We start from the raw sequence: 26698 nt of genomic DNA, 5'->3' as shown, positions 1-26698 counted from the left end.
GCTGCTACAGATCGCATTTCGCCTTATCGATCGGCACCGGTGCCCTGACGACTCCGGTCAATGTGTTTCAAATGGTTAGAACCAACGGTTTTGACGGCGTTGTCGCACATCTTCTCGAGCGCTCCTGTGATTAACTGTTTTCCGCAAAACGGAGAGGAGTTTGCTTGCTCATGGAGTTGAGAATCGATCGAGAGGCATTGGTGCCTGTCGTGCAGCAAATCGTCGACGCGTTGGCCGAATGGCTCCGTTGCAGCGAGGTGTCGCCGGGGGCGCGTTTGCCTTCGGTGCGACAAATCGCGCGGATCAATCTGCTCAGTCAATCCAGTGTCGTCGAGGCCTGTGAACGGCTGGTGGCTCAAGGGGTACTGGCGACGCGTAACGGCGCGGGTTTCTTTGTCGCGGCAACAGCGCTGGCCGTTCAGGGGCAACGGGATCTTCCCTGGTTCGAAGGGGTTGAGGAGAAGCAAAGCAGCCACGTCGGCGAACTGAAACTGGGTTGTGGCGGATTACCCGAAAGCTGGCGCGAGACTGACGACCTGAGCTACGCCATACGCCAGGTCAGTCGCACCGACATGGCCGGATTGTTCAACTACAGCACGCCGCTGGGCTTGCCTGCCTTGCGTCAGCAGATCCTCAAACGATTGAAACAGCTGAATATCACGGTGGATGAAAGCCGAATCCTGACCACGGCGGGGGCCAGTCATGGGCTCGACTTGATCGTACGGACTTTATTCAAAACGGGCGATTGCGTGGTGGTGGAGAGTCCCGGCTACTCAATGCTGTTCGATCTGCTCAGGCTGCACGGGGTCAGCATGATCGAGGTGCCGCGAACCCCTCACGGGCCAGACACCCATGCCCTCGAGGCATGTTGCTGAAGCACAAACCCCGTGGCTTGTTCATCAACAGCTTTTATCACAACCCCACCGGCAGCAGTCTGGCCCCGGCGGTGGCTCAGCAAGTTCTGCAACTGGCCAAAAAAAATGGCGTACTGGTGATCGAAGACGACGTCTATGCGGATTTGCACAACGGCCCCGGCACACGCCTTGCGGCACTGGGCATCGATGACAACGTGATCTACGTCGGCAGCTATTCCAAAACCCTCAGCAGTTCGTTGCGGGTCGGCTTTGTCGTGGCGGGTGCCGATGTTATTTCGCGACTGGCCAGGGTCAAGATGATCAGCAGCATGGGCGCTTCACGATTTAGCGAATCGGTACTGGCTTGTTTGTTGGCCAGTGGTGCCTATCGCAAGTTGGTGCAGCGTCAACGTCAGCGATTAAATACTGACAGGGAAGCGGCCTTGCAAATACTTGAAGACGCCGAATGGGAGGTTTTCGGCAAACCGGTGGGCGGCCTGTTCATCTGGGCGCGCTCACGCAACGCTGACTATGCTCAGGTGCGAACTCAGGGGCGGCGCTTCGGTGTCCTGTTGTCTTGCGCAACGGCATTCAGTCCAACCGGCCAGGCTCATGATTGGCAGCGGATCAACGTTGCTTATGCCTGTGATCCTCGCGCCCGGGCATTTTTTCAGGCCACTGCTCGGGATCGACCTCAAACGTTCTGAAAGCGACGCTGGCGTAGCTTTTTGCCATTATTCCGACGCCAGAGCCTTGTGTTGGCTCAAGCCCGTTGCGAATCTGCATCAACAGACAATGGCAGGGGACTAAGCGCAATGATTTCGGCCGTGCAAGGACGTTTTGCCAACCTCGGTATGGCGAAAAAACTGGGTATAGGGTTTGTGCTGGTACTGCTGTTGACAGCCCTGGTGGCAGCCATTGGCGTATGGTCCCTGCAAACCATCAGTCAGCGCTTCGACGGGCTCAAGCAGATGTCGTCGCTCAACAGCGGTTTGCTCAAGGTTCGCCTGCTCGAGCAGGAATACGCCTTGCACGGTAATCCGAAAACCGCGGAGGCCTTGCGCGCCGGGGTGGACGCTCTGGTCGCTCTGGCAATCGAACTCAAGACTCAGTCGACGAACAATGTGCCGGTCATGAATGACGTCGAGCAATCTCTGGGGGCCTATCGCAAGGCGTTTGATGAGTTCGTCTCGCTGAGCCAGGCCAAGGACCTCGCGCTGGAAATGGCCAGTTGGTCGGTCTCCAGCGTGGCCAATAACCTCGACGTGTTGCAGGCCGGGCTCGCCGACGATGGTGCCTATACCTTGAAGGAATCCGAGGGCAAGGACGGCGCGCAATTCATCGAGCAGGCCAATCAGGTCAGCCAGGTTTCGCGGTTGATGTTGCAGGCCATGAATGAAGCGCGTGTCCGCCTGGACCAGAGCCGCAAGGGCGACGACAGCGGCGGGCAGGGCAAGATCGAGCAAGCCGATCAGGCACTGACCCAAGCAGAGCAGCTGAAAACCACGATCAAGGATGAGGGTTACCAAACCGTCCTCAATGAAGTGTCCGGTCACATCGCCGGTTTCAGTGAAAAACTCGCTGAGTACACCGGGTTATTGGCGCAGGAAAAAACCGTCTACGAGCAACTCCACCAGCGCGCCGCTCAAGTGGTGGAGCGGGTGGATCAGGCCTATGTTGCCGAAGATCAGTCGATGCAGGCAGAGCTGAAAAAGAACTCGCTGTTGATCATTGGCTCTTCGGCGCTGGCCTTGCTGGTGGGGCTGATTGCTGCTTGGGTGATCACTCGGTTGATCGTCGCGCCGCTGCGCAGTGTGATTCGTGTGGCTCAGCAGATCGCCGCGGGCGATTTGAGTGCAACGATTGAAGTGACCCGCCGTGACGAGATTGGTCAGTTGATGCAAGCCATGCAGCAAATGGGCGCGGGGCTCAGCAATATCGTCAGTGGTTTGCAGGCCGGTATCGAACAGCTGGCAAGCTCAGCACAATCGCTGTCGGCGGTGACCGAGCAGACCAACCTCGAAGTCAGCAGTCAGAAGGAAGAAACCGAGCAGGTCGCCACCGCAATGAACCAGATGACCGCCACGGTGCATGACGTCGCACGTAACGCGGAGGAGGCCGCCCAGGCGGCGCAGACTGCCGATGGCAAGGTCGAAAGCGGTCAGCAGGTGGTGCGTCAGAGCATGGCGCGGATTGAACAATTGGCGGATTCGGCCGCCTCGGCCAGTTCCAGCATCGAAAGCCTCAGTGCGGAAATCCAGAACATTGGCACGGTGCTCAGCGTGATCAAAAGCGTTGCCGAACAGACCAACCTGTTGGCGCTCAATGCGGCCATCGAGGCGGCGCGGGCCGGCGAGCAGGGCAGGGGTTTCGCGGTGGTGGCCGATGAAGTTCGGGCGCTGGCCAAGCGAACTCAGCAATCGACCGAAGAAATCGAACGGCTGGTCAGTGCTTTGCGCTCGGCGGCGCAGTCGTCGGTGCAGCAGATTCAGAACAGTGGCGAGTTGGTGAAGCTGGCGGTGAGCGATGCGTTGCAGACCGAGAGCGCGTTGGGGAGCATTGCGGCAGCGGTGTCGTTGATTCAGCAGATGAACCAGCAGATTGCGGCAGCTGCGGAACAGCAGAGTTCAGTGGCCGAGGAGATCAATCGCAGTGTCACCAGTATCCGCGCCAGTGCGGATCAGTCGTCGCTGGCGATGCGGGGCAATGCGGCGTCGAGTATAGAGTTGGCGCAGCTGGGGGTTGAGTTGAAGGGGATGGTGGGGCACTTCAGGCTGTAAGCGCTGCCGAAGGCTGAAAAGCCACCGTGTGGGCAAATCGGACATGTAGGAGCCAGGCTTGCCGGCGAAGGCGTTCTTGAAAGCGCCTTCGCCGGCAAGCCTGGCTCCTACGGAAAGCAGTTTGCTCGCCTAACTGACTGGTATGTGCATGATCAGTCGTAGATCGCTTTTTTCTTCCAGTCGGCATCAGCCTCGACGTCTTTGAGGCCTTCGGTCAATTGGTTCACCTCGCCTTCAACCGGGGCGATGGTGTCCATGACCTGAGCGTTGGCGCGGGCCAGGAGCTTTTCCAGATACTCCAGCTGTTCAGCGTAAATCTGCGGTTCCTGTTGTTTGCGCAGGTATTGCACGCCGCGTTCAAAGGCCAGGCGAGCCTGGCCGGGCTGGTTCTGTTGCAGAGAATGCTGGCCCAGGTTGTTGAAGAATTCGATGTGCAGCAGGACCAGGATATGGCGGACCTCACGGATCCAGCGCTTGGCTTCGTTGGTCGGCAGGAAACCGTCCTGTGCGGCGCGGGTGATCTGGCCATGCAGGGCTTCGAGCAAAAAGCGCACGTCTTTGGCTTTGGCTTCGGTCTGGATCGGTGCTGGCGGGTTGTTGACCGGGATCGATTCGCCTTGGGCGACGAGGGCACTTAGCTCGGTAATCCGTGCCTTTAAAGTGGCATTGGATTTTTCCAGGTTCAGCAAGCGCTGGCAGACGTTCAGTTCCAGACGGGTCAATAGCAGCTTGAGCGCTGGTGTCATCAATTGGCCGGGGAAGGTCTCGGTGATTTCGCCGCAACGACGCAGGCGATCGTTGAGTTCAACCTTGGTGCGGGCCTTTTCCAGCTTATTGTTCTCCACCACATGGTTAATGTAGCCAATGGCGATCAATAGTGCGATCCCGGCTACGACTAGCAGGGTGATCATGAGTGGTGTCACCGGTAAGACCTCTTTTATAGGGTTCGCATGCGAGTCGAGTGTAGTGGCTTGGTATTTGGGCGCCTAGGGCCGCTCGACGAGTTGAATCGGCTATGGCTCTACTTATATCGGCCGTAACGCTGCATATATAAGTAAATAGCGTGCGAGGTGCACAGTGCCATCATCTCGGCGTGGACTATAGCGCCTTGCTGGATGCCAGAATATAGGCGCCAAAGGTCAGTCGACGGAAAAGCCTGAATCGCTGCTGAAAGCAGGGCGAAGTCATTGATTTAAATAAATTTATATCTGGGGGTTGACGACCCCTCAATCCATCCATAGAATGCGCGCCACTTACAGCGTAAAGCACACAGCGAAACGCGGTAGGGAGTGAATGTTGTACGTGTGTCCCCTTCGTCTAGTGGCCTAGGACACCGCCCTTTCACGGCGGTAACAGGGGTTCGAGTCCCCTAGGGGACGCCAATGCGGGAATAGCTCAGTTGGTAGAGCACGACCTTGCCAAGGTCGGGGTCGCGAGTTCGAGTCTCGTTTCCCGCTCCAGTTTTAAACGGCTTTGCTTTCGGGCAGGGCTGAGTGAAACCAGAACCAAATCTTCGGATGCGGATCTGGGCACCGAAACACACACCATGTGTTCCGGGCAGCGTGTCCCCTTCGTCTAGTGGCCTAGGACACCGCCCTTTCACGGCGGTAACAGGGGTTCGAGTCCCCTAGGGGACGCCATTTGCGGGAATAGCTCAGTTGGTAGAGCACGACCTTGCCAAGGTCGGGGTCGCGAGTTCGAGTCTCGTTTCCCGCTCCAAATTCAAAAAAACGCCGCTCATTGAGCGGCGTTTTTTTATGCGCGTTATTTGTCATTTTCATTGATTGGAATAAAACCTTCGGGTAATCCGGGAGCAGCTGCCGAGCCTGCGTAACGGTCTCAACTCCCGAGGCTCTGCACCAGGCTTTCGAGCACTTCCGCAGTTGTATCCTCCAGCGCCGGTTGCGCTGCTACCGCTCTGAGTTGGCATGTCAAACGGTATTCGCTGGGCGTGCAGTTGACGAACTGCTTGAAGGCGCGAGCGAAGTAGGACGGATCCTTGAAGCCGGCCTCATAGCCGATGCTGGTAATAGGCATCTGGCTATTGTCGAGCAGTTGTTTGGCGAAGCTCATGCGCTTGTTCAGAATGTAATCCGTGAAACCAACGCCATTGGCCTCCTTGAACAGGCGGCTGAAGCGAAAGGTCGTCATGCCGCAGCGCTTCGCCAAATCCCTCTGATCGATGCTGTCCCGAAAGTGCTGATCGATGTACAGCATCACGTTGCTCAGCGCCTGGTGTTTTTGGTGCCCCGAGGTCAACCGGATGCTGTCCGGCAGGGTCGGGGAGTGATCGATCAGCGATGTCTGGCCATGGCCGTTGGCATTTCTGCGCAATTCGCACAGCTGCACCACGGCCGTCAGGTAACGCTTTCTCTCAGTGGATGAGAGCGGCAGCACCATGTATTCCCAGACGCTGGAGCGCATGGCCCAGACGGCCAGTTCTTCCGAGTGCTGCACGGTGAACATGGTGATGGGGATGGTGGGGGTGGTGCGTTTGATCTCCAGCAACAACCTCAGGCCCGGTGTGTCGGGGCGATCGAAATGGACGCAGATCATGTCTGCCTGTTCCCCGTGGGGCAACACGGAGTTTTTCGCCAATTTGCAGTCGCAAGTACCCTCGAACTGCGCGATGAGTTCCTTGGCGGAACGATCGTGAGTCTGATCGAACCACAGTAGCGATGGCCTTCTGGTCAAATTGGACGTCATGTCTCTACTCTGGGGTTCTTGGCGCCGCTCTTCGCTGAGTAGTATTGCTAACGTTCGATCACTTTGCAGACTAAATGCTTATAAGGAACCCATGGTTTAGTTCTATGCGCTCTATATTTCGTTTGAAAATCGACCCTGCCCGTTTGTTTGTTAGCGTGGAATCAATGTCCCAGGCCTCACCCGCTCGTCGCTTGTGAATCAACGACAATCGCATTCGCAAGTCATTTCCTTCCTTACCCGCCGTTCCTTCCAAAAGCCAACTAACGGTAGTTGGGGTCCCCGCAAAAAAGTCCTAGTGATGTGCAAAATCTTCCTAACGCCCATGCCTTGCCCCTGACTAGTGTTGCATCCAGGCAGAGCAGAACGCACTGCCTCCAAAAAACAACATTCGAGTGAGGTGGGCAAAATGATCATGCAAACAATCAAGGCTTCGGTAGTGAAGTTCGCCAAAGACGAAGACGGCCTGACCATTGTGGAATACGCAGTGGCGGGTGGGCTGATCACGGTAGCTGTGGTCGGGGCGTTCACGCTTCTCGGCGGGGTGGTGGATACAAGAATCAGGGCTATTTGTAACGCCATTGTTCCTGGTGCTTGCTGATAACAACAACTCTGTTAGGGAGATGCGCAATGTCCATGGAACAGCTGGTAGCGACCGTTGTGCTGATAGGACTACTGGGCGTGGCGGTGGTGAGCGACTTGCGTCGCCACCGCATTCCCAATCTGCTGATCCTGGTAGGTCTGGCCTTGGGATTGGCCGGCCAGACTTATTCAGGTGGGATCAACGGGATGGGGGATAGCCTGATGGGCCTCCTGATCGGTTTTGCGCTGTTCATGCCTATGTATGCCTTGGGTGGCATGGCGGCCGGCGACGTCAAACTGATGGCCATGGTTGGCAGTTTTCTACCTCCCCATTACGCCTTGTGGGCAGTGTTTTTCAGTCTGCTGTGGGGAGGTCTGTGCGGTTTCCTGATCGTGCTGGTGCGCGGTCAATTATTGCAGACCCTGGGGCGCTATCGGTTGATGCTTCGGGCGCGTTCCTATATGGCGCCGAGCTCGGGCGAAGTGGCCGGCAAGCCCTTTCCTTATACGGTTGCGATCCTGCTTGGAACTTTAAACAGCGTCTACTGGCAACTGGTTGCCGGTGGATTCGGAGGTTAGTCATGCACGTCATCGTCGATAGTGATGTCTACCCCAGCGAGCGGGAAGCGGTGCAGCGACTGGCTCCTCAGCCCTGCACTATTCGCGAAACTGGTTTGACCGACAGTTTTCTCGGCGAGTTGGTGTGCAAACATCTGCATGACGCCGGTGTGCTCGACATGCAGCGGCTGGTGGAGCGACTGGCATTGACCGGCGCCGTACTTGAAGAAGTCCTGGCGTTTCTGCGCAAGGACGGCCGTGTTGAAGTGCTTGGCCAGATGGGGCAATCCGGTGGGCAGATGCTACGTTTTGGCCTGACTGAGCGGGGGCGCAGTGCCGCCCGCGACGCCTTGTCACGCAGTGGCTACATTGGCGCGGCACCTTTCCCGGTGAGTACTTACCGTTCCCTGATCAAAATCCAGACCATTCACCACGGCCGCATCAACGCCGACGATATGCACAACGCCCTTGCTGGCGTGGTGCTTACCGAAGGGATGCTTGATCAGTTGGGTGTGGCGCTGAATTCCGGGCGCGCGATCATGATTTATGGCCCCGCAGGTACTGGCAAGACCTATGTCAGCAGTCGGCTGATTCGTCTGTTCGCCGAGGCCATCTGGGTGCCTCACGCCATCGTCATCAACGAGTCGGTGATCGAGATCTATGACCCGCAGGTGCATCAGCGCCTGGATGACAACAATCAACCGAACAATCTGATGCTCAATGAAGGGATCGATCGTCGTCTGCTGTGCTGCAAACGCCCGATCGTTATTACGGGCGGCGAACTGAGCATGGAACAACTGGACGTTCGCTATGACTCCTCCACCCGTCAGTACCAGGCTGCCTTGCAGCTAAAAGCCAGCAATGGCTTGTTCATCATCGACGACATGGGACGCCAGCGCATGGCACCTGCCGAGCTGTTGAACCGCTGGATCGTCCCGATGGAAGAGAAGCGCGATTTCATCAATCTGGGCGGTGGTCGGCACTGCGAATTGCCGTTCGATCTGATTCTGGTGTTCTCCACCAACCTCAATCCCCTGGAGCTGGCCGATGAGGCCTTTCTTCGCCGGATTGGCTACAAGCTGCAATTCGGTTACTTGAAGCCTGAGGAGTACGAAAAGATCTGGCGTCAGGAAAGCGAGCGTTTGGGCATTCCTTTTGACCCGCTGCTGCTGCGTTATGTGCTGCAAAGGCTTTATGCAAGTGAAGGCATGCCCCTGGTGCCTTGCCATCCCCGCGATCTCCTGAACATGGCCCTCGATCGTCAGCGTTATATGGGCGGTTCCGGAGCCTTGTCACCACAAGAGTTGGAATGGGCCTGGCACAACTATTTCGTCCAGCTCGACTTTCTTTGATACGGAGATACTGACATGAGCTCTCGTACTCTTACCCTCGTAGGCGTTTCTTTGGTCATGGGCCTTGGTGCTGCATGGATGGCCGACTCCTGGCTGAGCGCACGGCTCAATGCCAGCCCGGATGATCACCTTCGAAGCGTGGTGGTTGCCACGGTAGAAATTCCATTCGGGCAGATGGTCGAGGCCCAACAGGTCACGACCATGCGCATGCCCATGGACACGATCCCGGACGATGCCTTCGACTCCACCGACAAAGCAGTGGGCAAGATCGCAACGTTCGACATCTTGAAGGGCGACATCATGCGCGGCGCGCGTCTGAGTGAGCACTTGGGCGGCAGTACCCTGGCCTCTCTGATTGCAACCGACAAACGTGCCATCTCGGTACGCGTGGACGATGTGGTCGGTGTCGGCGGCTTCCTCTTGCCGGGCAACCGGGTCGATGTATTGGCGACTAAACGCACTGATGGCGCCGGCAATAACGCCGTGTCCAAAACCATCCTCGAGAACTTGCGGGTATTGGCGGTGGACCAGACGGCGGGTACCGACAAGACCCAGCCGGTGGTGGTGCGTGCAGTGACGCTGGAGATGACAACGGCAGAGGCTGAAACCCTGGTCACGGCGCAAACGGAAGGGAAATTGCAACTGACCCTGCGCAATCCGCTGAACGACCAGAAAAAAATCGCGACCGTTGCGCCTGCCACACCGGTCATGGCGGTGGCCGCTGCTCCAGCGCCAAAACGCGTGGTGCGTCGCGGTAATGGCGAGGGAGGTGGGTCTGTCACCATTATCCGCGGAACCCAAGCGAGTGTAGTCAAGCGTTGACAGAGCGGTAGGGGTGCTGGGCACCAAGGTATTGGCGGAGCCGATCCGGATCAGATTCGGCAAATGAGGGCTTGATGATGAATCTTCGAATTCAGCAGCCGTTCACTGCGACGCCAAGGCGCCAGGAAGGATCGGTGAGCGTGTTGATGGTAATCGCGTTGGCGGCGATTTTAATGATGGCGGGTTTGACGCTCGACGTGGGCCACATGCTGTTGAACAAGACGCGCCTGCAGAACGCTGTAGACGCTGCCGCCCTGAGTGGCGCCAAAACCCTGAGCCAGGTGGAAGGTGGTAGCAACCCTGCCATCGTAACGCGCACTGCCGCGCTCAATACGCTGGCGCAAAATGCCAATGCCATGGGTAATAGCGAATTGGCCACGGCGATGGGTGGCAACGCAGGCTTCGCGGTAGTGGAACTGGCAAGCAGCGTCTATGGCCCATTCGCCTATCCCGGGCCTGCGGATGCCAAATACGTTCGGGTATCGGTACCGACCTATAGCTTGACGGGTTTTTTCTGGAACTTCGTTCAGACATTCGGCACTAGCGGTCTGGGGAACAAAGCAGTGTCGGCGATCGCCACCGCAGGCCCCAGCCCTACCAGCCCGTGTGATCTCGCACCTTTGATGGTCTGTGGCGATCCGGCTCAATACGACCCGGACGCCGGTATGTTCTGGGGCTTCCAGTTTGGTGGTTTGCAAGTATTGAAGTCGGCTGCCGGCAATTCGTCCCCCATTGGTCCAGGCAACTTTCAGTTGCTCGATTTTGGTTCGGGCGGCAGTTCGGTCAGGACAGATATGGCCGGAGGCGGCTCGATCTGCCGCAACGTGGGGGAAAATGTCCAGACCAAACCCGGCAACACGGTGGGCCCTGCGTCTCAAGGCTTGAATACGCGCTTCGGCATCTACAACGGCCCGGTTCGGGCCTCGGACTATCCGCCAGACCTGGTGACCACGTCCAGCAATCCCGCGATTACTTACGACGACTCGGTTTCCCCACCACAAATGAAATACCAGGGGCAAACCGTCACCTCGAACAACGGCGATCTCACGGCGGGCGGCAACGCGATACAGGACTACAACGACTGGCGTGCGAGCGCTGCTGCATGTGTGGCAGGGACTGGCAGTGGCTGTCAGAGCAATGGGGTGTTCGAGCGCCGGATGCTTAAAATCGTGGTGGGCAACTGCACCGGCCAACAGGGCGGTACCACCTCGGTCCCCGTCCTGGGTTTTGGTTGCTATTTCGTGGTGCAGCCGATGAGTAACGGCGGCACGGAAGCGCAGATCTTCGGCCAGTTTGTGAAGGAGTGCGAAGGCGACAACGTGCCCGGTCCTAATCCGACGAACGATTCCGGCCCGCAGATCATTCAGCTCTACAAAACCTATCTCGGCATCGGCACTCCGAGCACAGACTCGTAGGAGGCGTCATGAGACTTCATTCGTTTAAACATCCGCGGCGCCAGCAGGGCTTGGCCATGGTGGAGTTCACCCTCGCTCTGCCGGTGCTGCTGTTGCTGTTGCTGGCTCTGGGTGAGTTCGGCCGCATGCTCTACCAGTACAACGTACTGCTGCAGGCCAGCCGTGATGCCGACCGTTTCGTTGCCAGCCAGGCCTGGAACTCGACGCTTGGCGCTGTCGCTCTGAGCGATGCGTTGAAGGCCCAGACGAGAAACGTCGCGGTCTATGGCGTGCCTGCAAATACCGGGACCGCGGTGGTGCCAGGGTTGACGACCAGCATGGTGGATGTCGCCGCCGTGGGCATCGACCATGTGCGAGTCACCATCACTTTTATGTTCTGCCCGGTGATTGGCGGTGGCAATTGCACCGGATCGCTTCCCGGGTTTTTCGGTAATCCAATTGCGCTGAGCATTCCGCTGGTCGCCACCACTGTCATGAGGGCACTGTGATGAATCGCAAACGCATGCGCGGCACCTATGTGGTGGAGTTCGCCATTATTGGCGCGCTGATATTCACATTGTTGTTCGGCGCGTTGGAAATCGGCCGCCTGTACTTCACGATCAATGCGCTGGATGAAGTCGTGCGCCGTGGTGTGCGCCTGGCGTCGGTGTGCAATATCAGCGATCCGGTGGTGTTGCGGCGGGCGATCTTCAATGCCGCGACCGACGCCGGTGCGAGCCAGATCATCACCGATCTGGCCACCACCAACTTGACGTTGACCTATCTGGACGTAAACGGCGCTCAGGTGGGCAACCCTGCCGACACGAGTGGAGCCAATGGATTTCGTGCCATCCGCTACGTCCAGTTGAGTCTGCAAAACTTCGTTTTCAATCTGTTTATTCCCGGGTTCGGCGTGCCCATTACCCTGCCTGTATTCAGGGCAACCTTGCCACGCGAAAGCCTCGGGCGTCATTCCGATTCCGGGGAGATCACGCCATGCTGAATACTAAAGAAACTCCAGTCGCCACCTCGACCGGCAAAGCCGGGCTCCGGTTGCTGATCAGCAGCCGTGACGCCACCTCTTTGCGCGATCTGCAGAGCGTCTGCCAACGCATGCCCAGCCTGGAGGTGAGCACTCGCCTGGTGAGCAACGGGCATGTCGACCCGCTCTACGGTCTGGACCGGATGCCCGATCTGTTGCTGTTGCGCGTCAGCCACCTGTGGCGCGAGGAGCTGGCGGCGCTGTTGCTGCACCCGGCCCATGAGCGTCCACCGATGTTGGTCTGCGGTCTGCTGAGCGAACAGGAAGGCATGCGTATGGCGATGCAGGCCGGCGCCCGTGACGTGCTGCCCGAGCCCATCGCCGAGACGGAGTTGGTTGCTGCCTTGAATCGGCTGGTCATGGAGGTTCGGACCGGCAGTGGGGCAGAAGGCAAATTGATCGCCGTGATGAGCGCCAAGGGCGGCTCCGGCGGAACCCTGGTGGCCTGCAACCTGGCTCAGCAGCTCAGTGCCAGAGGCGGCAGTACCCTGTTGCTGGACATGGACCTGCAATTTGGCAGCGTAACGCATTATCTGGATGTGGCGCAGTCGCACAGCCATTTGGAGGTGTTGCACCAGATCGACGGCATGGACAGCGTCGCGCTACGCGGTTTTTGCAGTCACTTCAGCCCCACCCTGCATGTGCTGGGTGGTCGGGCCGGTGAGCTGTGTCTGCCGCAAGATGCCCAACCCGAGCAACTTGACACCCTGTTGAAGTTGGCCCGCGCCAGTTATGACTGGGTGGTGATTGACCTGCCGCGGCAAATCGACCACCTCACCGGCTCTGTGCTGGAACAGGTAGATCGGGTGTACGTGGTGGTGCAACAGAGCGTCAGCCATCTGCGCGATGCCAGCTCCCTGGTGCGGATTCTTCGCGATGACCTGGGTGTGCGCGGGGATCAATTGCAGATTGTGGTCAACCGCTTTGACAAGGCGGGAGCGATCAGCCTCAAAGACATCGGCGAGGCGCTGCGCTGCACCAATCTGTCGAAATTACCCAACGACTTCAACCTGGTCAGCCAGAGTCAGAACACTGGCGTGCCGTTGGGGCTGCATGCGCCGAGGGCAGCGATCACTGCTGCACTGAGCGACATGACCGAAGACTTGGTCGGTCAACAGGTGGCCGGGAACAAAGGCTTACTCAAACGCGCCTTCAACCGTTTTTTCGGGGGATGACCCATGATCAGCGACTTTCGTAACCGCTTGCGCAAACAGTCCGGTAAACCCGCCTCATCGTCGGCTGCTCAGGGCGACGACTTGCTGGACCCGGCAGAGGAAATAATGGCTTGGGAGCGTGCTGCCCCGGACGTTCTTTACGAAACCAGAAGCCAGGTCACCCCGGTGGAGGCCGAGTGGCGGGAAAAGATCTATCAGCAGTTGCTCAAGGTGATGGACTTGTCCTTGCTGGACTCCCTTGAACAGGCCGAAGCCACGCGACAGATTCGCGATATTTGCCAACGCTTGCTCGATGAACATTCGGCACCGGTGAGTACGGCCAGCCGCCAGTTGATCATCAAGCAGATCACCGACGAAGTGCTCGGCCTGGGGCCCCTGGAACCGTTACTGGCCGATCACAGCGTGTCCGACATTCTGGTCAACGGTCATGCCTCGGTCTATGTCGAGCGCTTCGGCAAACTGCAACGGACCGATGTGCGCTTTCGCGATGATCAGCATTTGCTGAACATCATCGACCGCATCGTGTCCAGCCTGGGGCGGCGTATCGACGAGTCCTCGCCATTGGTGGACGCCCGACTGAAGGATGGTTCGCGGGTCAACGCGATTATCCCGCCGCTGGCCATCGACGGCCCGAGCATGTCGATTCGCCGCTTTGCGGTGGACCTGCTCAATACCGACAGCCTGATCTCGGTGGGGACGTTGACCCCGGCCATTGCCCTGCTGCTCAAGGCGATTGTCCGTGGACGCTTGAACGTGTTGATCTCCGGCGGTACCGGCAGCGGCAAGACCACCATGCTCAATGTGCTGTCCAGTTTCATTCCACAGAACGAGCGGATCGTCACCATCGAAGATTCGGCTGAACTGCAACTGCAGCAGCCCCACGTGGTGCGCCTGGAAACCCGGCCTTCGAATATCGAGGGACGAGGTGAGGTGAGTCAGCGGGAATTGGTACGCAACAGTCTGCGGATGCGCCCGGACCGCATTGTCATCGGCGAAGTGCGCGGCGCCGAGGCGCTGGATATGTTGACGGCCATGAACACCGGCCACGACGGCTCCTTGACCACCATTCACGCCAACACCGCGCGCGATGCGTTGGGACGAATCGAGAACATGGTGTCGATGACCGGGGCGACCTTTCCGATCAAGGCCATGCGGCAGCAGATCGCTTCGGCCATCGATGTGGTGATCCAGCTGGAACGTCAGGAGGACGGCAAGCGCAGGCTGGTCAGCGTGCAAGAGATCAACGGCATGGAAGGCGAGATCATCACCATGACCGAAATCTTCTCCTTTGCGCGTCAAGGCATGGGCGAAAACGGTGAGGTGCTCGGTGATTATCGCCCCAGCGGCATGATCCCGGCCTTCCGCGATGTCCTGGCCAAACGCGGTATCGAATTGCCGCTTAACATGTTCAGGCCTGAATGGATGGAGGCACGGCAGTCATGAACAATATTCCTGGCGAATTCATTCTGATGTTCCTCGGCATGGTGTTTATCGCCGTGTTCCTCCTGTCCCAGGGCGTGGTGGTGCCGGTGTTCGGCGAGGCCGGCAAGATGCGCAAACGCATCCGCGGCCGTTTGCACGTACTGGAGAAAGCCAACAATCTGCCCAACATGCAGACGGTGTTGCGGCAGAAATACCTGACGCGCCTGTCGCCACTGGAGGCCATGCTTGAGCAGTTGCCTTTTATGGCGAACCTGACACAGGTGATCGAGCAGGGCGGACACGAATACCGGGCGTATCGGGTACTGTTGCTCGGGCTGTTCCTGGGCGTCTGTGCGGGTATTTCGATCTGGATGATCTCGGCAGTCTGGTGGATGGCGCTGCTGGTGACCTTCGGAGTGTTCTGGTTACCCGTGCTGAAAATTTTTCGTGACCGTGGCAAACGTTTCGCTGAATTTGAGGAAGGCCTGCCAGATGCACTGGATGCCATGTGTCGAGCCCTTCGCGCCGGACACCCGTTCAACGAAACCCTGCGCCTGGTCGCCGAGGAGCACAAAGGACCGGTCGCTCATGAGTTCGGTCTGACCTTCGCCGATATCAACTATGGCAACGACGTACGCCGGGCCATGCTAGGCCTGTTGGAGCGCATGCCAAGCATGACGGTGATGATGCTGGTGACCTCGATCCTCATCCATCGCGAGACCGGCGGCAATCTGACCGAAGTGCTGGAGCGTCTGAGCCGGTTGATCCGTGGCCGCTTCCGCTTTCAGCGCAAGGTCAAGACCTTGTCGGCCGAAGGGCGGATGTCGGCCTGGATACTGGTGGCCATTCCTTTCGTGTTGGCGGCAGTGATCGTGTTCACCAGCCCTAACTACTTGCCGGTGCTGCTCAATGACCCGATCGGCCATAAGCTGATATTTGGGGCGTTTGGTTGCATGTTGGTCGGGATCTTCTGGATTCGAAAAATCATTCGGATTCAGGTTTAAGCGTTATTCGCCATGTGGAGGTGCAGGTCATGGACTATTTGCTCGGGTTGTTCAATCGAGTGACAGGCAATGAGGAGATGGCACGCCTGTTGTTTGTCGGTGCGATGAGTCTGAGTGCGGTACTCGCGATTGTCACCGTGGTGCTACTGCTGTTAGGGCTGCAGGACCCCGTGCAGCGTCGTTTGGCGCTGATCAAACGCGGTCATTCCGGCAGTGCAGGGCAAGACGCACCGGGTAATCTGCAGTTATTGCTGGAGCGGGTCGGCCAGCGCTTTGGCTCGACTGAGGCCGCTCAGACGTCCGCCACCCAAACCCTATTGATGCACGCCGGCTACCGCTCACAGTCGGCGGTCCAGATGTACTGGGCGGTGCGCTTGTTGTTGCCACTGGTGTTGGTTGGCATTGCGCTGTTGGTGTTGCCGATAATCCCCAAGCTTTCCCTGATTACGGGGTTGTTGCTGGTGTTGGCGGCTGCTGCTGTCGGCTGGTTGGCTCCCGCGCTGTATGTCGGAAAACGCAAGCAGGCTAGACAGGGCAAGCTGCGTGCCGCCTTTCCGGATGCCCTGGACCTGATGGTGGTCTGCGTGGAGTCGGGCTTGGCCTTGCCTCTGACGATCGAGCGAGTGGCTGAAGAGATGTCAGTCAGTCAGATTGAGTTGGCTGAAGAACTGGCCTTGGTCAATGCACAAATCCGCGCGGGTATTTCCAGTACCGAAGCGCTCAAACAACTGGCTGTGCGCACCGGTCTGGATGACGTACAAGGGTTGGTCAGTCTGTTGGCGCAGAGCATCCGCTTTGGTACCAGCGTGGCCGATACTCTGCGCATCTATGCCGATGAGTTCCGTGACCGGCGTACGCAGGCCGCCGAAGAGGCGGGGGCGAAAATTGGCACCAAACTTATATTCCCGCTGATTTTCTGTCTGTGGCCGAGCTTCTTTTTGATAGCCATAGGCCCCGCCATGATCGGGGTACTCAAGACATTCGGGAAGTAATGAGCTTCTTGCGGTCGAACAGGATGGCTGTGTTGCATCAGTACGAGGTGGAGCAGGCGAGCGGAGGGTCATTCACTCCCATCGCCTGCTCCACTTCGTACTGATTTGTATTTTTCTGCACATGATTAAGCCTGGCTTATTAGCCAGGCCACTCTGGACGACGCCAGAGGCTGATGAATCATTGACGTCCCTCAGTTGCTGCCGCTGGTGGCGTCGCCGCCCGCATCCTGGTCAAAAAACTCCGGAATCGGGTAGAGGAAGCTGTTCAGCCAACGCTGCATGGCCAGGTCACGTTCGGTGGCCGAAGCGGTTTGCAGTTTAGGGGAGGCAAATACACCGCGACTCTGTAACACCAACCACTGCTCAGTGCCTTTTTGCTCCTTCGAAGAGGGGCCCGGTTCAATAGCCCAGGCACTGGTGGACAGGCAAACCATGCACACAATCAACAGCCTCTTGGTATTCATCTCGACTCCTCGTACGTTTTACTTGGTCGCACTGGATGAGGCAGCGGCTACCTCAGTTTTGCGATTCCCCTCCGAAGCCGCCACTTTTTTTGCGGAGGCCTTGAGTTTTTCCGCGCGGCTTTGAGCCTCGGCGACTTGCTGGGGACTCAAGCTGGCACGGTTCGCGAGTTCGGCAGCCGACTTCCAGTTATCCTGATAGATCAGCAGCGTCACCAAATTGAGTGCCGCCAGTGAATTGGACTGTTTGAGCTCCATGGCGGTCATGAACTCGAAGCGTGCTTCAGGGATACGTCGTTGATTGAGGTAGACCACCCCCAGGTCATTGCGCATCTTGTCGTCGGTGGGGGCCATTTTCGCCGCACGCTCAAGGTGAGTGGTCGCGGTGGCGTAATCATTTTTGGCCGCGGCCAACTGGCCCAGGCCATGTTCCCCGTCAGCGGCCATGCAGGTGCCGAGCAAGCTTTGATACAACGGCCCCGCCTCGTTACGCCCCATCAAGCGCAGCACCCGAGCCTTGCGCAGGCGAACCTGAACCAGGTTGTCGGGCAAACCTTCAAGATTCGCCAGGCTGGCATACAAACGGCCGTCGTTGGCCATGTTGTCGGCCAGACTCAGGGCCAACTCTTGATCCGAATCGGGCTTGGCACAGATAGGAGGTCGCGAAGAAAAACCATTAGTGGCACAACCCGTGAGCATTAATGTCGCCATTATTGCAATGACTGCTTTCATCGAATGTCCTTTGGCTACAACACGTTGAACGCCTGGCCAATGGCAAGAAAGCTGGCCCGGCAAGCGCTCAAGGTCACCGTTACGAATGAGGGCGAGGCCAGTCTGATTCAGGCTCTGGCTCATTGTGAAAGCCCGGAGCGACTGTCGAAATCGCCATTTTCGAGGAAGAACATGCGATAGAAGTTCGGGTCGTAATTGCGCAGCTGCTCGCCAGGCAATGACGGCAGTTGTGCATTGGCAGCCAGTGGCTGGACCAGATGCGGGGTGACGATCATCAGCAGTTCGCGCTCTTCACGGTTGATGGTGTTATCGCGAAAGAACGCCCCCAGAATCGGGATGTCGCCCAGCCCCGGAAATTTGTTCACTTGGGAATTGTTACGGGTGCTGATCAGGCCGCTGATGACGAAGCTTTCGCCGTCGGCCAGGGAGATGCTGGTGTCGGTGCGGCGTATGGTCAGCGCCGGAACGATGGTGCCGGCGATGCTCACGGCGTTGGTGAAGTCCAGTTCACTGACTTCCGGCGCCACCTTCAGCGCGATACGGTTTTTTCCGATGATGGTCGGCGTCAGGGTCAGGCGGATACCGAATTCCTTGTATTCGATGGACACGTTATCGCTGCCTGAACTGGGCACCGGAATCGGCACCTCACCACCGGCCAGGAAGCTCGCACTCTGCCCGCTGAGCGCTACCAGGCTTGGCCGTGCCAGGGTGTAGGCGAAACCGCTGCCTTCCAGTGCGTTGATCGACACTAGAGTATCGCTGGACGCAAAAGCGAAGTTGAACATGTCGTTGTTCACCGGCACCGACGGCGTGACAATGCCGCCGATGGTGGGCAAGGTTCTCGGTGAGCCGAACAGGAAGTTGCCCTGGCGGCCAAAAATCGAGGCATTGGCTTCCTTGAGTTTGGTCCGGCTGACTTCAACGAAGCGGATGTCGGTTTGCACCTGGATCGGCAACAGCGGGTCTTCTGAAGGCACTGTCGAGACGCTGGTCAGCGCCGCAGTGGCCTTGCCCTTGACGAACACCATGCTTTGGCGCGGCGTTTTCGAACAGGCGGTCCAGACCATCAGGCTGGTAGCCCCCGGCGCGAGGCCCGTGAGGATGAAGGCGTTGCTGCCGCTGGGTTGCACGTCGGCGATTTTCGGATCGCCGACTGCCAGCTGTGTCACCGGGACGGGGACGCGCAGTTCATTCTGGAGCCCCTGACCGACCTCGAACGTTGCCGGCAAATTATCCAGTTGCGAACAATTGGCCGGCGCGGCCTGAGCCGCATTCACGCTGAGGCCCGTCCAGAACAGGCCATGGATAATTCGCTTGAAAGCGGGCACGGTACGATAGCTCATTAAGTGCATCCTCGCTGAATAGGCCATCTTTGAGGCTAACTGGGTTGCCTCGGATCACTACAAGGGGCCTTGGTCGGCCCTCTACCCCGCCAGACCCCTGAACTAATGGCCCCGGCAATATTCCTTGGTGCTACATGCAAGCCGCTGCAATACGCTGTTCTGACTGAACAACGAGCGACCGCTATAACGGTTTTTAGTGATCCAGATACCTGAGCTGTCGACCCGAACGATGTGCACAGGCTCGACAGCAACATCAGCTAAAGGCGGCACTTTTCGCCGACCTGACTCCCCTAAAAAGCAACCGGCAATCAAAGCAAAGAGCCGGAAAACGCTTGCCAGGACCATAGTGAGGTAACTCCTTTTGCCAATCCGCTATCTGATCGCTGAACCTAACGTGGCATTTCAAACCGATATGTCTTCTTCTTGTTTGAAAGGTAGTTCAACCAAGGCAAAGCGCCACGCTTTGAACGAAAACTTTCCGTTCAAAGGGTGGAGGTAGGCAGGTTGGAGGTGATGGAGCGGCACATGAGGCTGTTCAAGTAGACGACTTCGGAGGCTCTCGAGCGACTGGCTCATTTAATCCTGCTTCTTGACCAGCGTGAACCAGACTACGCCAATGCCCCGGATAATCGCCGTATTGCGGGCAACCTGGCCCTCAGCGTTGCAGCGCATCCCGCGAAACTCATGCCCAAAGTGACGGGACAGCAGGTCGAGGCTTTTGCAATCGACGAAAATCATGTTGTTCGAAAGCACTAACGCTTTGATTGCAATGCCTGTGTCACGCATGTCGCGGGTCAGGCCGTTAAAGGCCGCCAACCTGGCCGGGAATTCCTCGGTAAGGGTGCTCAGCGGCGGGGCTGACGGCGATGCTATGAGATACAGAACGGCCATGTCGTACTCCCTTGACCACGTCAGATAGTCAACAGAACCCGCGAACACAGGTCCTCGGCGTCGACATCGCCCAAATGTTCAGTCCACGCTGTAGTGGACTGACAGCGCTCCCTTCTTCTGTGAAAGGGAAGTGATCGTGACCGTGCCCAAATCCTTCAGGCTCTGTACATGGGTGCCGCCGCAGCCGTAGGCGGGCAGTTCACCGAAACCGATTTCCCGGGCGCCTTCGTGCCATGACGTCTGGCGCGGTAGGTCATGAGTGATCCATTGCGTGATGCCGTGCTGAATCGTCTGGGCATCGACCTCCTGCACGTCATCACCCGGTTTGAACTGGACACGGCCTTCATCGGGCCAGTGATGAGCCTTGGTCGGCATCCAGCCCATCGCCTGGACGCAGTGACCGATCAAGTGCCCCGCCGAATGCATGCGCGTATTGAACCGGCGGCGTTGCTCATCGACCCGAATCCAGGTCATGCCGAGTTTTACCGGGTGGTCGACAAAATGAATGATCCGATCTGGATCCTGAACCACGCGAAGTACCTGGCTTTCGCCGATCCAGCCGGTATCCCAGGGTTGCCCGCCGCCTTGGGGATGAAACAGGGTGGCGTGCAGCACCACGGCGAATTCGTTCTCGCGGGGCGTGCAATCCAGGACTTCCACATTAGCCTTGAGGTCATCACTCTGGAAAAAGAGGCGAAACGTCATAGTTCATACCCTTATTAAAATTTCTTCCTTTATTATATGAATCATGAAATTGCGTGATAATCCGTTCAACCATCAAAGGACTGTTGCGCTGTGAGCATAAATCTTCCCCTGCCGCTGCTCGGTGAAAGGCGATTTTTGTCAAGGTGGTCGAAACCGGCAGCTTCTCCGAAGTAGCGCGCCAGTCAGGTACTTCACCCTCGGCGGTGAGTCGCAGTATTTCGCGGCTGGAGAAGGCGCTCGCCATGCGCCTTCTGCAACGAACCACGCGCAAGCTACGTCTGAGTGACGGTGGCGAAGAGGTGTTCAAGCGTTGCCAGGAGATGGTCAGCGCGGCGAAGTCGGTGATGGAAATCAGCGGTCAATTCACCGATGAAGCAGAAGGGCTGGTGCGTGTCAGTGTGCCCAAGGCCGTCGGGCGATTCGTGATTCATCCGCATATGCCGGAATTTCTGCGGCGTTACCCCAAAGTGAATGTGGAGTTGTTGCTCGAGGACCGTCAGATGGATTTGATCGACGACAACGTCGATCTGGCGATCCGTATTACCGATCGCCCGCCTGCGGGATTGGTGGGGCGGCAGTTGCTGACCATCGATCATTTGCTCTGTGCAACGCCGCAGTACCTGGCCGAACACGGCACACCGACTCATCCCCACGACTTGCTCAACCACAGCTGCATCTATCTGGGCGAAACCCCGAGCGATGCGCGCTGGAAATTCAAGAAAGGCAGCAAAGCCGTGACCGTCGGCGTGCGCGGACGTTATGCCGCCAATCACACGGGCGTGCGATTGGGCGCGGTATTGCAACACATCGGAATCGGCAGCCTGCCGTACTTCACCGCCCGTTATGCGCTGGAACAGGGGCTGATCGTGCAGGTACTGCCGGACTGGACTTTTCTGGCGTCCTACCAAGGAGGCGCCTGGCTACTGCATTCGCCAACCCGCTATCTACCGCCCAAGTTACGGGTGTTTATCGACTATCTGGTGGAATGCCTGGAGAAGGAGCCGACCTTGAGCAAGCCGGGCAAGCCAGGTGCATTGGGTGCGGTCGCGGTGGAGTATGAGTTACCCGAGAGTGATGGGTTGCTTTGACGGGCCCTTTCGCGAGCAAGCCCGCTCCCACATTTGATCTTCAGTGGACACAGATTCTGTGTACGACAAAAGTCCATTGTGGGAGCGGGCTTGCTCGCGAAGACGGTAGCCCAAACACCACATCACTCGGCAATGCCACAAAAAAAGGCCCGCATGTTCAACCATGCGGGCCTTTTACATGACTGACTGTGAGATCAGTGCTTGCTGTCCTGGTTCGACATCGCCAGCAGCTGTTTTTCCTGATTCCAGTCGAACGGCTCGTCGTTCTGTTCGGCTTCGAAGCGACGCTCTTCAAGGGCCTGGTACAGGTCGATTTCATCATCGGGCATGTAATGCAGGCAATCGCCGGCGAAGTACCACAGCAGGTCGCGCGGGACCAGGTGGGCGATTTGCGGATAGCGAGTGATCACCTGACACAGAATGTCCTGGCCCAGGTATTGGCTTTCGATCGGGTCGACCGGCAACAGGGCACGCAGTTCGTCGAAGCGCTCCAGGAACAAGGCATGGCTTTCTTCGGGAACCTGTTCGGCCTCACCTACGGCGACCAGGATGCTGCGCAGGTGGTCGAGCAAGACGAGATGATCGGCAACGACGTTGGACACGAGATAAGTCCTCAAGAGCAAAACGGGCGCAAGAGTATAAAGCTCTTGCGCCCCTTTTCCCATGACAGACATACCGTCCGCCGGATCAGCGGACCTTGTCTTTGGCCAATACCAGCTCCTTTGGATCGAAATCATCGACATCGATCACCTTGCGCCGCGCTACTTCTGCCTCGCGCAAGACCTGGGCTTCAACCGGTTGCAAGACGCCAGCCTCCAGAGCGGCATCGATAGGTGATTCTCCGACAGTGGGTTTGACCTGGCGACTTTTCAGCGCCGTATTGAGTTTTTTCTGTAGCGGTTTGGCGGCGTTCAGCAAATCGCAAGCGTGCTGCAGGGCGCCGACCGAATCTTCTGGCGATTGTGGGCGATAGCAGCCTCCCAGCAACTCCTCAAGCGTTGGATCGCCCTTGGGACGGCCGATGACGGCTGCGACTTGGGCCGCCACCCTGTCCGATGGGCCTCTGTGGCGACGACCGAATGGAAACACCAACACCCGCAACAGGCATCCGAGTACCTTGTTCGGGAAGTTGGTCAGCAGTTCGTCCAGCGCACGTTCGGACTGGCCGAGGCTCTCCTCCATGGCCCAGGCGAACAGTGGGTGCATATGCTCGGGCGAGTCGAGATCGTGATAACGCTTGAGTGCGCCGGAGGCCAAATACAGGTAGCTGAGCACATCACCCAAACGCGCGGACAACCGTTCGCGCCGCTTTAGATCGCCGCCCAGCAGCATCATGCTCTGGTCGGCCAGCATGGCAAAGGCTGCGGCCTGCCGGTTGAGGGCGCGGAAATAGCCTTGGCTGAGCCTGTCCCCGGGCATGTGTTCGAAATGCCCGAGGCCGAGGTTCAGCACCAGCGTGCTGGCGGCGTTGCATACGGCAAAACCAATGTGGTCGAGCAGCAATGCGTCGAATTCGACCAGTGCCTGTTGTTTGTCTTCGCGATGGGCGAGGGCCATTTCCTTGAGCACGAACGGATGGCAGCGAATAGCGCCCTGGCCGAAGATCATCAAACTGCGTGTGAGGATGTTCGCACCTTCGACCGTGACGGAAATGGGCGCACCTTGCCAGCTACGCGCCAGGTAGTTGTTCGGGCCCATGATGATGGCCCTGCCGCCGTGAACATCCATGGCGTGGCTGATGCATTCGCGGCCGCGTTCGGAGAGGTGGTATTTGATAATGGCCGAGGGTACCGACGGTTTTTCGCCGAGGTCGACCGCGTTGGCGGTGAGCATTCGTGCGCTGTCCATCAGCCAGGTATTGCCGCCGATCCGCGCCAGTGCTTCCTGAATCCCTTCGAAGGCTGACAGCGGTGCGTTGAATTGTTCGCGAACCTGCGCGTATTGGCCCGTGACCAGGCTACTGAACTTGCCCGCAGCGGTACCGATGGCAGGTAGCGAAATGGAACGCCCGACCGACAGGCAGTTCATCAGCATCATCCAGCCTTCACCGAGCATCTCCTGACCGCCGATGATGAACTCCAGCGGTACAAACACATCCTTGCCGGAGTTCGGACCGTTCATGAATGAGGCGCCCAGCGGCAGGTGACGGCGCCCGATTTCTACACCGGGGGTCTGGCTCGGAATCAAGGCGAGGCTGATCCCCAGGTCGACTTTGTCGCCCAGCAGATGGTCCGGGTCATAGGCCTTGAACGCCAGGCCGATCAAGGTCGCAACCGGGCCGAGGGTGATGTAGCGTTTTTCCCAGTTCAGACGCAGACCGAGGGTTTCCTTGCCTTCCCATTCACCTTTGCAAATCACCCCGGTGTCGGTCATGCCGCCGACGTTGGAGCCCGCCATCGGGCCTGTCAGGGCAAAGCAGGGGATATCGTCGCCGCGGGCCAGCCGTGGCAGGTAATGATTGCGTTGTTCATCGGTGCCGTAATGCAGCAGCAGTTCCGCCGGGCCGAGGGAGTTTGGCACCATGACGGTCGAGGCCAGGTCGCCGCTGCGGGTGGCCAGTTTCATCGCCACTTGGGAGTGGGCATAGGCCGAGAAGCCTTTGCCACCGTACTCTTTGGGGATGATCAGGGCAAAAAAGCCATGTTGTTTGATGTGATCCCAAGCCTGGGGCGGCAGATCCAGCAACTGGCCGATCTGCCAATCGCTGACCATCGCGCAGAGCTCTTCGGTCGGGCCATCGATGAACGCTTGTTCCTCTTCGCTCAGTTGCGCTTTTGGATAGGCCAGCAGCTTGTTCCAGTCCGGGCGACCGCTGAACAGCTCGCCGTCCCACCAGACCGTGCCCGCTTCGATGGCTTCACGCTCGGTTTGCGACATCGGCGGCAAGTTTTTTTGAAACCAGCTGAACATCGGGGCCGTGAAGAGTTTTCGGCGCAGATCCGGCAGCAACAGGAAAGCGGCCACGGCTGCGAGCATCACCCAGAAAATCAGCATTAGCCAGACGGGGGCATGGCTGAAGATGCCCATCGCCAGCAGATAGACAGCGATGATGCCCAAGGCGGGCAGAGGCGCAGTGCGGCGATGTGCCAGGTAGGCAATCCCGACCACCAGAACCAGTATCCACAACAGCAACATATTCAATTCTCCATGAAGCCAAGGGCAAAACCACTTTCAGAGCTTAGACGGCATCCATAAAAGTGGAGGTCAGAGCGATAGGTCTGAGTTTGTAGGAAGCAACGGCTGAAACTTGTCAGTTATTTCGAGGGCAGACGGTTGAGCTGTTATCGACAGGGCGGCAAACGCTGATATTTGGCCGAAACGTCGTTATCTCTGTGCTGAAGGTGTCGCTAGACTCGTGGCTTCCCCCAGGAGATTGTTCCCATGCACGCATGTCTGAGCCCCGGCCGCTTCATCGATAGTGACCACCCCTCGGTGGTGGAGTTCGCCGAAAAACATCGTGGCACCGGGCGCGATCCGCTCGAACAGGCGATCAATCTCTATTACGCGGTGCGCGAGGCCGTGCGCTACAACCCTTACACCTTCAGCCGCGATCCAGAGACCTTGCGCGGCAGCTATGCGCTGGCGGCAGGGGAGAGTTATTGCGTGCCCAAAGCCACGCTGCTGGCCGGTGCTGCCCGGCATTGCGGGATCCCGGCGCGTATCGGTCTGGCAGATGTGCGCAATCATCTGTCGACGCCGCGTCTGCTCGAACTGCTCAAGAGCGATGTGTTCGCGATGCACGGCTATACCGAGTTGTATCTGAACGATCGTTGGGTCAAAGCCACGCCGGCTTTCAATCAACAACTCTGCGAACTGTTCAATGTCGCGCCGCTGGAATTCGATGGGATCAACGACAGCGTGTTCCACCCCTTCAACCTGGACGGCGAGCAGTTGATGGAGTACCTGATCGATCACGGGCAATTCACCGATGTGCCTGAAGCGTTCTTTTTCGAACACCTGGAAAAGTGCTATCCGCATCTGTTCGACGAGCAACTGCCGGTGTTGCTGGGTGCCATGCAGAGCGATTTGAGTCGCGCCTGATCCGGCGTATGCTGCCTGCGCATTCATCCAAAAGGGGCGGTCATGCTGAAGATCTGGGGTCGGAAAAATTCGTCGAATGTCAGGAAGCCGTTGTGGGCGGCCGAAGAACTGGGCCTGGCCTATGAAGCCATCGACGCCGGCGGTGCCTTTGGCGTGGTCGACACGCCTGAGTACCGCGCGATGAATCCCAACGGCCGCGTGCCGGTGATCGAAGACGACGGTTTTGTGCTGTGGGAGTCCAACACCATCGTCCGTTATCTGATGGCCCGTCATGCCAGCGATACGGCCTGGTATCCGACAGACCTGCAGGCCCGAGCCTCGGCGGAAAAGTGGATGGACTGGACCACCTCAAGTTTTGCCGCCCCGTTCCGCACGGTGTTCTGGGGCGTATTGCGCACCCCGGCAGACCAGCAGGATTGGCCGGCCATCAAGGCCGCGATCAAGGAGTGCGACGATCTGCTGTCGATGGCCGATCAAGCGCTGGCGGCTAAACCGTACCTGTCCGGCGACGCGATCGGTATGGGCGACATTCCCCTGGGCAGTTTCATTTATGCCTGGTTCGAGATGCCGATCGAGCGTGCGCCGCAGCCTCATCTCCAAGCCTGGTATGCGCGATTGAAACAGCGTCCGGCGTATCGTAAAGCCGTCATGACCGCGTTGACTTAATACTCACTATCGACACACTTGACTGTACTTGTGTGGCAGCGACAAGCACCATTGCGCTCGTGCGCCGTGGTTGCATTGCTCGCCGCCCGCC

23 protein-coding genes, 4 tRNA genes and 3 pseudogenes are annotated in these 26698 nt (G+C 58.2%); 21 read left to right on the top strand and 9 right to left on the bottom strand.

The genetic code is table 11. From position 1 onward, the window contains the following. Positions 1 to 170 precede the first annotated feature (170 nt). The 3 genes and pseudogenes from ACYZT2_RS21450 (at position 171) to ACYZT2_RS21440 (ending at position 3634) form a co-directional block, all read left to right on the top strand. Positions 171 to 1561: pseudogene (locus tag ACYZT2_RS21450) on the top strand (aminotransferase-like domain-containing protein). 108 nt (positions 1562 to 1669) lie between these two features. Next, positions 1670 to 2725: pseudogene (locus tag ACYZT2_RS21445) on the top strand (methyl-accepting chemotaxis protein); the annotation flags it as partial. A 27-nt stretch (positions 2726 to 2752) separates the two neighbouring features. Further along, on the top strand, positions 2753 to 3634 hold the full coding sequence (locus tag ACYZT2_RS21440; RefSeq protein WP_461973208.1) for a methyl-accepting chemotaxis protein: 882 nt from the start codon (positions 2753 to 2755) through the stop codon (positions 3632 to 3634). Positions 3635 to 3786: 152 nt separating this feature from the next. On the opposite strand, the gene ACYZT2_RS21435 is transcribed toward ACYZT2_RS21440, so the two are convergent. Then, a complete protein-coding gene (locus ACYZT2_RS21435) occupies positions 3787 to 4545 on the bottom strand; it encodes a hypothetical protein (protein ID WP_461967140.1) in 759 nt (252 codons plus the stop codon). A gap of 395 nt (positions 4546 to 4940) precedes the next feature. On the opposite strand from ACYZT2_RS21435, the gene ACYZT2_RS21430 reads away from it, so the two are divergent. The 4 genes from ACYZT2_RS21430 to ACYZT2_RS21415 all read left to right on the top strand — a co-directional run bounded on the left by ACYZT2_RS21430 (position 4941) and on the right by ACYZT2_RS21415 (position 5353). Beyond that, positions 4941 to 5016 (top strand) — tRNA-Glu (locus tag ACYZT2_RS21430). 2 nt (positions 5017 to 5018) lie between these two features. Then, positions 5019 to 5094: transfer RNA gene (locus ACYZT2_RS21425), tRNA-Gly, on the top strand. Positions 5095 to 5198: 104 nt separating this feature from the next. Continuing rightward, positions 5199 to 5274: transfer RNA gene (locus tag ACYZT2_RS21420), tRNA-Glu, on the top strand. A 3-nt stretch (positions 5275 to 5277) separates the two neighbouring features. Next, a tRNA-Gly gene (locus ACYZT2_RS21415) sits at positions 5278 to 5353 on the top strand. A 120-nt stretch (positions 5354 to 5473) separates the two neighbouring features. On the opposite strand, the gene ACYZT2_RS21410 is transcribed toward ACYZT2_RS21415, so the two are convergent. After that, the gene (locus ACYZT2_RS21410) at positions 5474 to 6340 is read right to left on the bottom strand and encodes a response regulator transcription factor (protein WP_461967138.1); all 867 of its coding nucleotides are present in this window, start codon (positions 6338 to 6340) and stop codon (positions 5474 to 5476) included. A 406-nt stretch (positions 6341 to 6746) separates the two neighbouring features. Between ACYZT2_RS21410 and ACYZT2_RS21405 the strand changes: the two genes are divergently transcribed. The 11 genes from ACYZT2_RS21405 (at position 6747) to ACYZT2_RS21355 (ending at position 16680) form a co-directional block, all read left to right on the top strand. After that, complete coding sequence (locus ACYZT2_RS21405; protein ID WP_461967136.1) at positions 6747 to 6938, top strand: Flp family type IVb pilin; 192 nt, start codon at positions 6747 to 6749, stop codon at positions 6936 to 6938. A gap of 29 nt (positions 6939 to 6967) precedes the next feature. Further along, a complete protein-coding gene (locus ACYZT2_RS21400) occupies positions 6968 to 7498 on the top strand; it encodes an A24 family peptidase (RefSeq protein ID WP_461967134.1) in 531 nt (176 codons plus the stop codon). A gap of 2 nt (positions 7499 to 7500) precedes the next feature. Beyond that, entirely contained in the window at positions 7501 to 8829 is a 1329-nt protein-coding gene (locus ACYZT2_RS21395; RefSeq protein ID WP_461967132.1) for a P-loop NTPase family protein, read from the top strand. A 15-nt stretch (positions 8830 to 8844) separates the two neighbouring features. Continuing rightward, positions 8845 to 9651 carry a Flp pilus assembly protein CpaB gene (gene cpaB / locus ACYZT2_RS21390; RefSeq protein WP_461967130.1) on the top strand — a complete coding sequence of 269 codons (807 nt, stop codon included), beginning with the start codon at positions 8845 to 8847 and terminating at the stop codon, positions 9649 to 9651. Positions 9652 to 9725: 74 nt separating this feature from the next. Further along, positions 9726 to 11066: a pilus assembly protein TadG-related protein gene (locus tag ACYZT2_RS21385; RefSeq protein ID WP_461967128.1), complete on the top strand. Its 1341-nt coding sequence runs from the start codon at positions 9726 to 9728 to the stop codon at positions 11064 to 11066. Positions 11067 to 11074: 8 nt separating this feature from the next. After that, positions 11075 to 11554, top strand: a complete 480-nt coding sequence (locus ACYZT2_RS21380; protein ID WP_461967126.1) for a TadE/TadG family type IV pilus assembly protein — start codon at positions 11075 to 11077, stop codon at positions 11552 to 11554. Beyond that, positions 11554 to 12048: a TadE/TadG family type IV pilus assembly protein gene (locus ACYZT2_RS21375; RefSeq protein ID WP_461967124.1), complete on the top strand. Its 495-nt coding sequence runs from the start codon at positions 11554 to 11556 to the stop codon at positions 12046 to 12048. The genes ACYZT2_RS21380 and ACYZT2_RS21375 overlap by 1 nt, the downstream gene beginning before the upstream one ends. Beyond that, the gene (locus ACYZT2_RS21370; protein WP_461967122.1) at positions 12042 to 13262 is read left to right on the top strand and encodes an AAA family ATPase; all 1221 of its coding nucleotides are present in this window, start codon (positions 12042 to 12044) and stop codon (positions 13260 to 13262) included. Before ACYZT2_RS21375 ends, ACYZT2_RS21370 begins: the two co-directional genes overlap by 7 nt. Before the next feature lie 3 nt (positions 13263 to 13265). Next, positions 13266 to 14705, top strand: a complete 1440-nt coding sequence (locus ACYZT2_RS21365) for a CpaF family protein (protein WP_461967120.1) — start codon at positions 13266 to 13268, stop codon at positions 14703 to 14705. Further along, complete coding sequence (locus tag ACYZT2_RS21360; RefSeq protein ID WP_461967118.1) at positions 14702 to 15688, top strand: type II secretion system F family protein; 987 nt, start codon at positions 14702 to 14704, stop codon at positions 15686 to 15688. The genes ACYZT2_RS21365 and ACYZT2_RS21360 overlap by 4 nt, the downstream gene beginning before the upstream one ends. A gap of 29 nt (positions 15689 to 15717) precedes the next feature. Then, positions 15718 to 16680: a type II secretion system F family protein gene (locus tag ACYZT2_RS21355; RefSeq protein ID WP_461967116.1), complete on the top strand. Its 963-nt coding sequence runs from the start codon at positions 15718 to 15720 to the stop codon at positions 16678 to 16680. Between the two features lie 191 nt (positions 16681 to 16871). On the opposite strand, the gene ACYZT2_RS21350 is transcribed toward ACYZT2_RS21355, so the two are convergent. From ACYZT2_RS21350 to ACYZT2_RS21330, 5 genes are all read right to left on the bottom strand, one after another. Beyond that, positions 16872 to 17144 (bottom strand): DUF3613 domain-containing protein, encoded by a 273-nt coding sequence (locus ACYZT2_RS21350; protein WP_461967114.1) that lies wholly within the window; start codon positions 17142 to 17144, stop codon positions 16872 to 16874. An 18-nt stretch (positions 17145 to 17162) separates the two neighbouring features. Continuing rightward, positions 17163 to 17873, bottom strand: coding sequence for a tetratricopeptide repeat protein (locus tag ACYZT2_RS21345; RefSeq protein WP_461967112.1), 711 nt, complete (start codon positions 17871 to 17873; stop codon positions 17163 to 17165). Positions 17874 to 17992: 119 nt separating this feature from the next. Further along, on the bottom strand, positions 17993 to 19216 hold the full coding sequence (locus ACYZT2_RS21340; RefSeq protein ID WP_461967110.1) for a type II and III secretion system protein family protein: 1224 nt from the start codon (positions 19214 to 19216) through the stop codon (positions 17993 to 17995). A gap of 576 nt (positions 19217 to 19792) precedes the next feature. Next, the gene (locus ACYZT2_RS21335) at positions 19793 to 20107 is read right to left on the bottom strand and encodes a hypothetical protein (protein ID WP_461967108.1); all 315 of its coding nucleotides are present in this window, start codon (positions 20105 to 20107) and stop codon (positions 19793 to 19795) included. 78 nt (positions 20108 to 20185) lie between these two features. Further along, positions 20186 to 20812 carry an alanyl-tRNA editing protein gene (locus ACYZT2_RS21330; protein ID WP_461967106.1) on the bottom strand — a complete coding sequence of 209 codons (627 nt, stop codon included), beginning with the start codon at positions 20810 to 20812 and terminating at the stop codon, positions 20186 to 20188. Between the two features lie 90 nt (positions 20813 to 20902). Between ACYZT2_RS21330 and ACYZT2_RS21325 the strand changes: the two are divergent. Continuing rightward, a pseudogene (locus tag ACYZT2_RS21325) lies at positions 20903 to 21900 on the top strand (LysR family transcriptional regulator). 194 nt (positions 21901 to 22094) lie between these two features. Here ACYZT2_RS21325 and ACYZT2_RS21320 read toward each other — a convergent pair. After that, positions 22095 to 22502, bottom strand: a complete 408-nt coding sequence (locus ACYZT2_RS21320) for a PA2817 family protein (protein WP_007905217.1) — start codon at positions 22500 to 22502, stop codon at positions 22095 to 22097. A gap of 85 nt (positions 22503 to 22587) precedes the next feature. After that, complete coding sequence (locus tag ACYZT2_RS21315) at positions 22588 to 25035, bottom strand: acyl-CoA dehydrogenase (protein WP_461967104.1); 2448 nt, start codon at positions 25033 to 25035, stop codon at positions 22588 to 22590. Positions 25036 to 25281: 246 nt separating this feature from the next. Between ACYZT2_RS21315 and ACYZT2_RS21310 the strand changes: the two genes are divergently transcribed. Both ACYZT2_RS21310 and ACYZT2_RS21305 read left to right on the top strand, forming a co-directional pair. After that, entirely contained in the window at positions 25282 to 25941 is a 660-nt protein-coding gene (locus ACYZT2_RS21310) for a transglutaminase-like domain-containing protein (protein WP_461967102.1), read from the top strand. 42 nt (positions 25942 to 25983) lie between these two features. After that, positions 25984 to 26607: a glutathione S-transferase family protein gene (locus tag ACYZT2_RS21305; protein ID WP_461967100.1), complete on the top strand. Its 624-nt coding sequence runs from the start codon at positions 25984 to 25986 to the stop codon at positions 26605 to 26607. The last annotated feature ends 91 nt before the right edge of the window (positions 26608 to 26698 follow it).

This window comes from Pseudomonas sp. MDT1-85 (genome assembly GCF_054898065.1).
The sequence above is the reverse complement of the archived record's forward strand: the minus strand, read 5'-3'. Positions and strand labels throughout refer to the sequence as shown.

Coding starts and splice junctions, on each gene's coding strand:
- ACYZT2_RS21370 (WP_461967122.1), top strand. CDS start 12,042: ATGCTGAATACTAAAGAAACTCCAGTCGCCACCTCGACCGGCAAAGCC.
- ACYZT2_RS21345 (WP_461967112.1), bottom strand. CDS start 17,873: ATGAAAGCAGTCATTGCAATAATGGCGACATTAATGCTCACGGGTTGT.
- ACYZT2_RS21365 (WP_461967120.1), top strand. CDS start 13,266: ATGATCAGCGACTTTCGTAACCGCTTGCGCAAACAGTCCGGTAAACCC.
- ACYZT2_RS21395 (WP_461967132.1), top strand. CDS start 7,501: ATGCACGTCATCGTCGATAGTGATGTCTACCCCAGCGAGCGGGAAGCG.
- ACYZT2_RS21435 (WP_461967140.1), bottom strand. CDS start 4,545: ATGATCACCCTGCTAGTCGTAGCCGGGATCGCACTATTGATCGCCATT.
- ACYZT2_RS21380 (WP_461967126.1), top strand. CDS start 11,075: ATGAGACTTCATTCGTTTAAACATCCGCGGCGCCAGCAGGGCTTGGCC.
- ACYZT2_RS21375 (WP_461967124.1), top strand. CDS start 11,554: ATGAATCGCAAACGCATGCGCGGCACCTATGTGGTGGAGTTCGCCATT.
- ACYZT2_RS21385 (WP_461967128.1), top strand. CDS start 9,726: ATGATGAATCTTCGAATTCAGCAGCCGTTCACTGCGACGCCAAGGCGC.
- cpaB (WP_461967130.1), top strand. CDS start 8,845: ATGAGCTCTCGTACTCTTACCCTCGTAGGCGTTTCTTTGGTCATGGGC.
- ACYZT2_RS21360 (WP_461967118.1), top strand. CDS start 14,702: ATGAACAATATTCCTGGCGAATTCATTCTGATGTTCCTCGGCATGGTG.
- ACYZT2_RS21350 (WP_461967114.1), bottom strand. CDS start 17,144: ATGAATACCAAGAGGCTGTTGATTGTGTGCATGGTTTGCCTGTCCACC.
- ACYZT2_RS21330 (WP_461967106.1), bottom strand. CDS start 20,812: ATGACGTTTCGCCTCTTTTTCCAGAGTGATGACCTCAAGGCTAATGTG.
- ACYZT2_RS21440 (WP_461973208.1), top strand. CDS start 2,753: ATGCAAGCCATGCAGCAAATGGGCGCGGGGCTCAGCAATATCGTCAGT.
- ACYZT2_RS21410 (WP_461967138.1), bottom strand. CDS start 6,340: ATGACGTCCAATTTGACCAGAAGGCCATCGCTACTGTGGTTCGATCAG.
- ACYZT2_RS21355 (WP_461967116.1), top strand. CDS start 15,718: ATGGACTATTTGCTCGGGTTGTTCAATCGAGTGACAGGCAATGAGGAG.
- ACYZT2_RS21340 (WP_461967110.1), bottom strand. CDS start 19,216: ATGAGCTATCGTACCGTGCCCGCTTTCAAGCGAATTATCCATGGCCTG.
- ACYZT2_RS21335 (WP_461967108.1), bottom strand. CDS start 20,107: ATGGCCGTTCTGTATCTCATAGCATCGCCGTCAGCCCCGCCGCTGAGC.
- ACYZT2_RS21400 (WP_461967134.1), top strand. CDS start 6,968: ATGTCCATGGAACAGCTGGTAGCGACCGTTGTGCTGATAGGACTACTG.
- ACYZT2_RS21315 (WP_461967104.1), bottom strand. CDS start 25,035: ATGTTGCTGTTGTGGATACTGGTTCTGGTGGTCGGGATTGCCTACCTG.
- ACYZT2_RS21405 (WP_461967136.1), top strand. CDS start 6,747: ATGATCATGCAAACAATCAAGGCTTCGGTAGTGAAGTTCGCCAAAGAC.
- ACYZT2_RS21310 (WP_461967102.1), top strand. CDS start 25,282: ATGCACGCATGTCTGAGCCCCGGCCGCTTCATCGATAGTGACCACCCC.
- ACYZT2_RS21305 (WP_461967100.1), top strand. CDS start 25,984: ATGCTGAAGATCTGGGGTCGGAAAAATTCGTCGAATGTCAGGAAGCCG.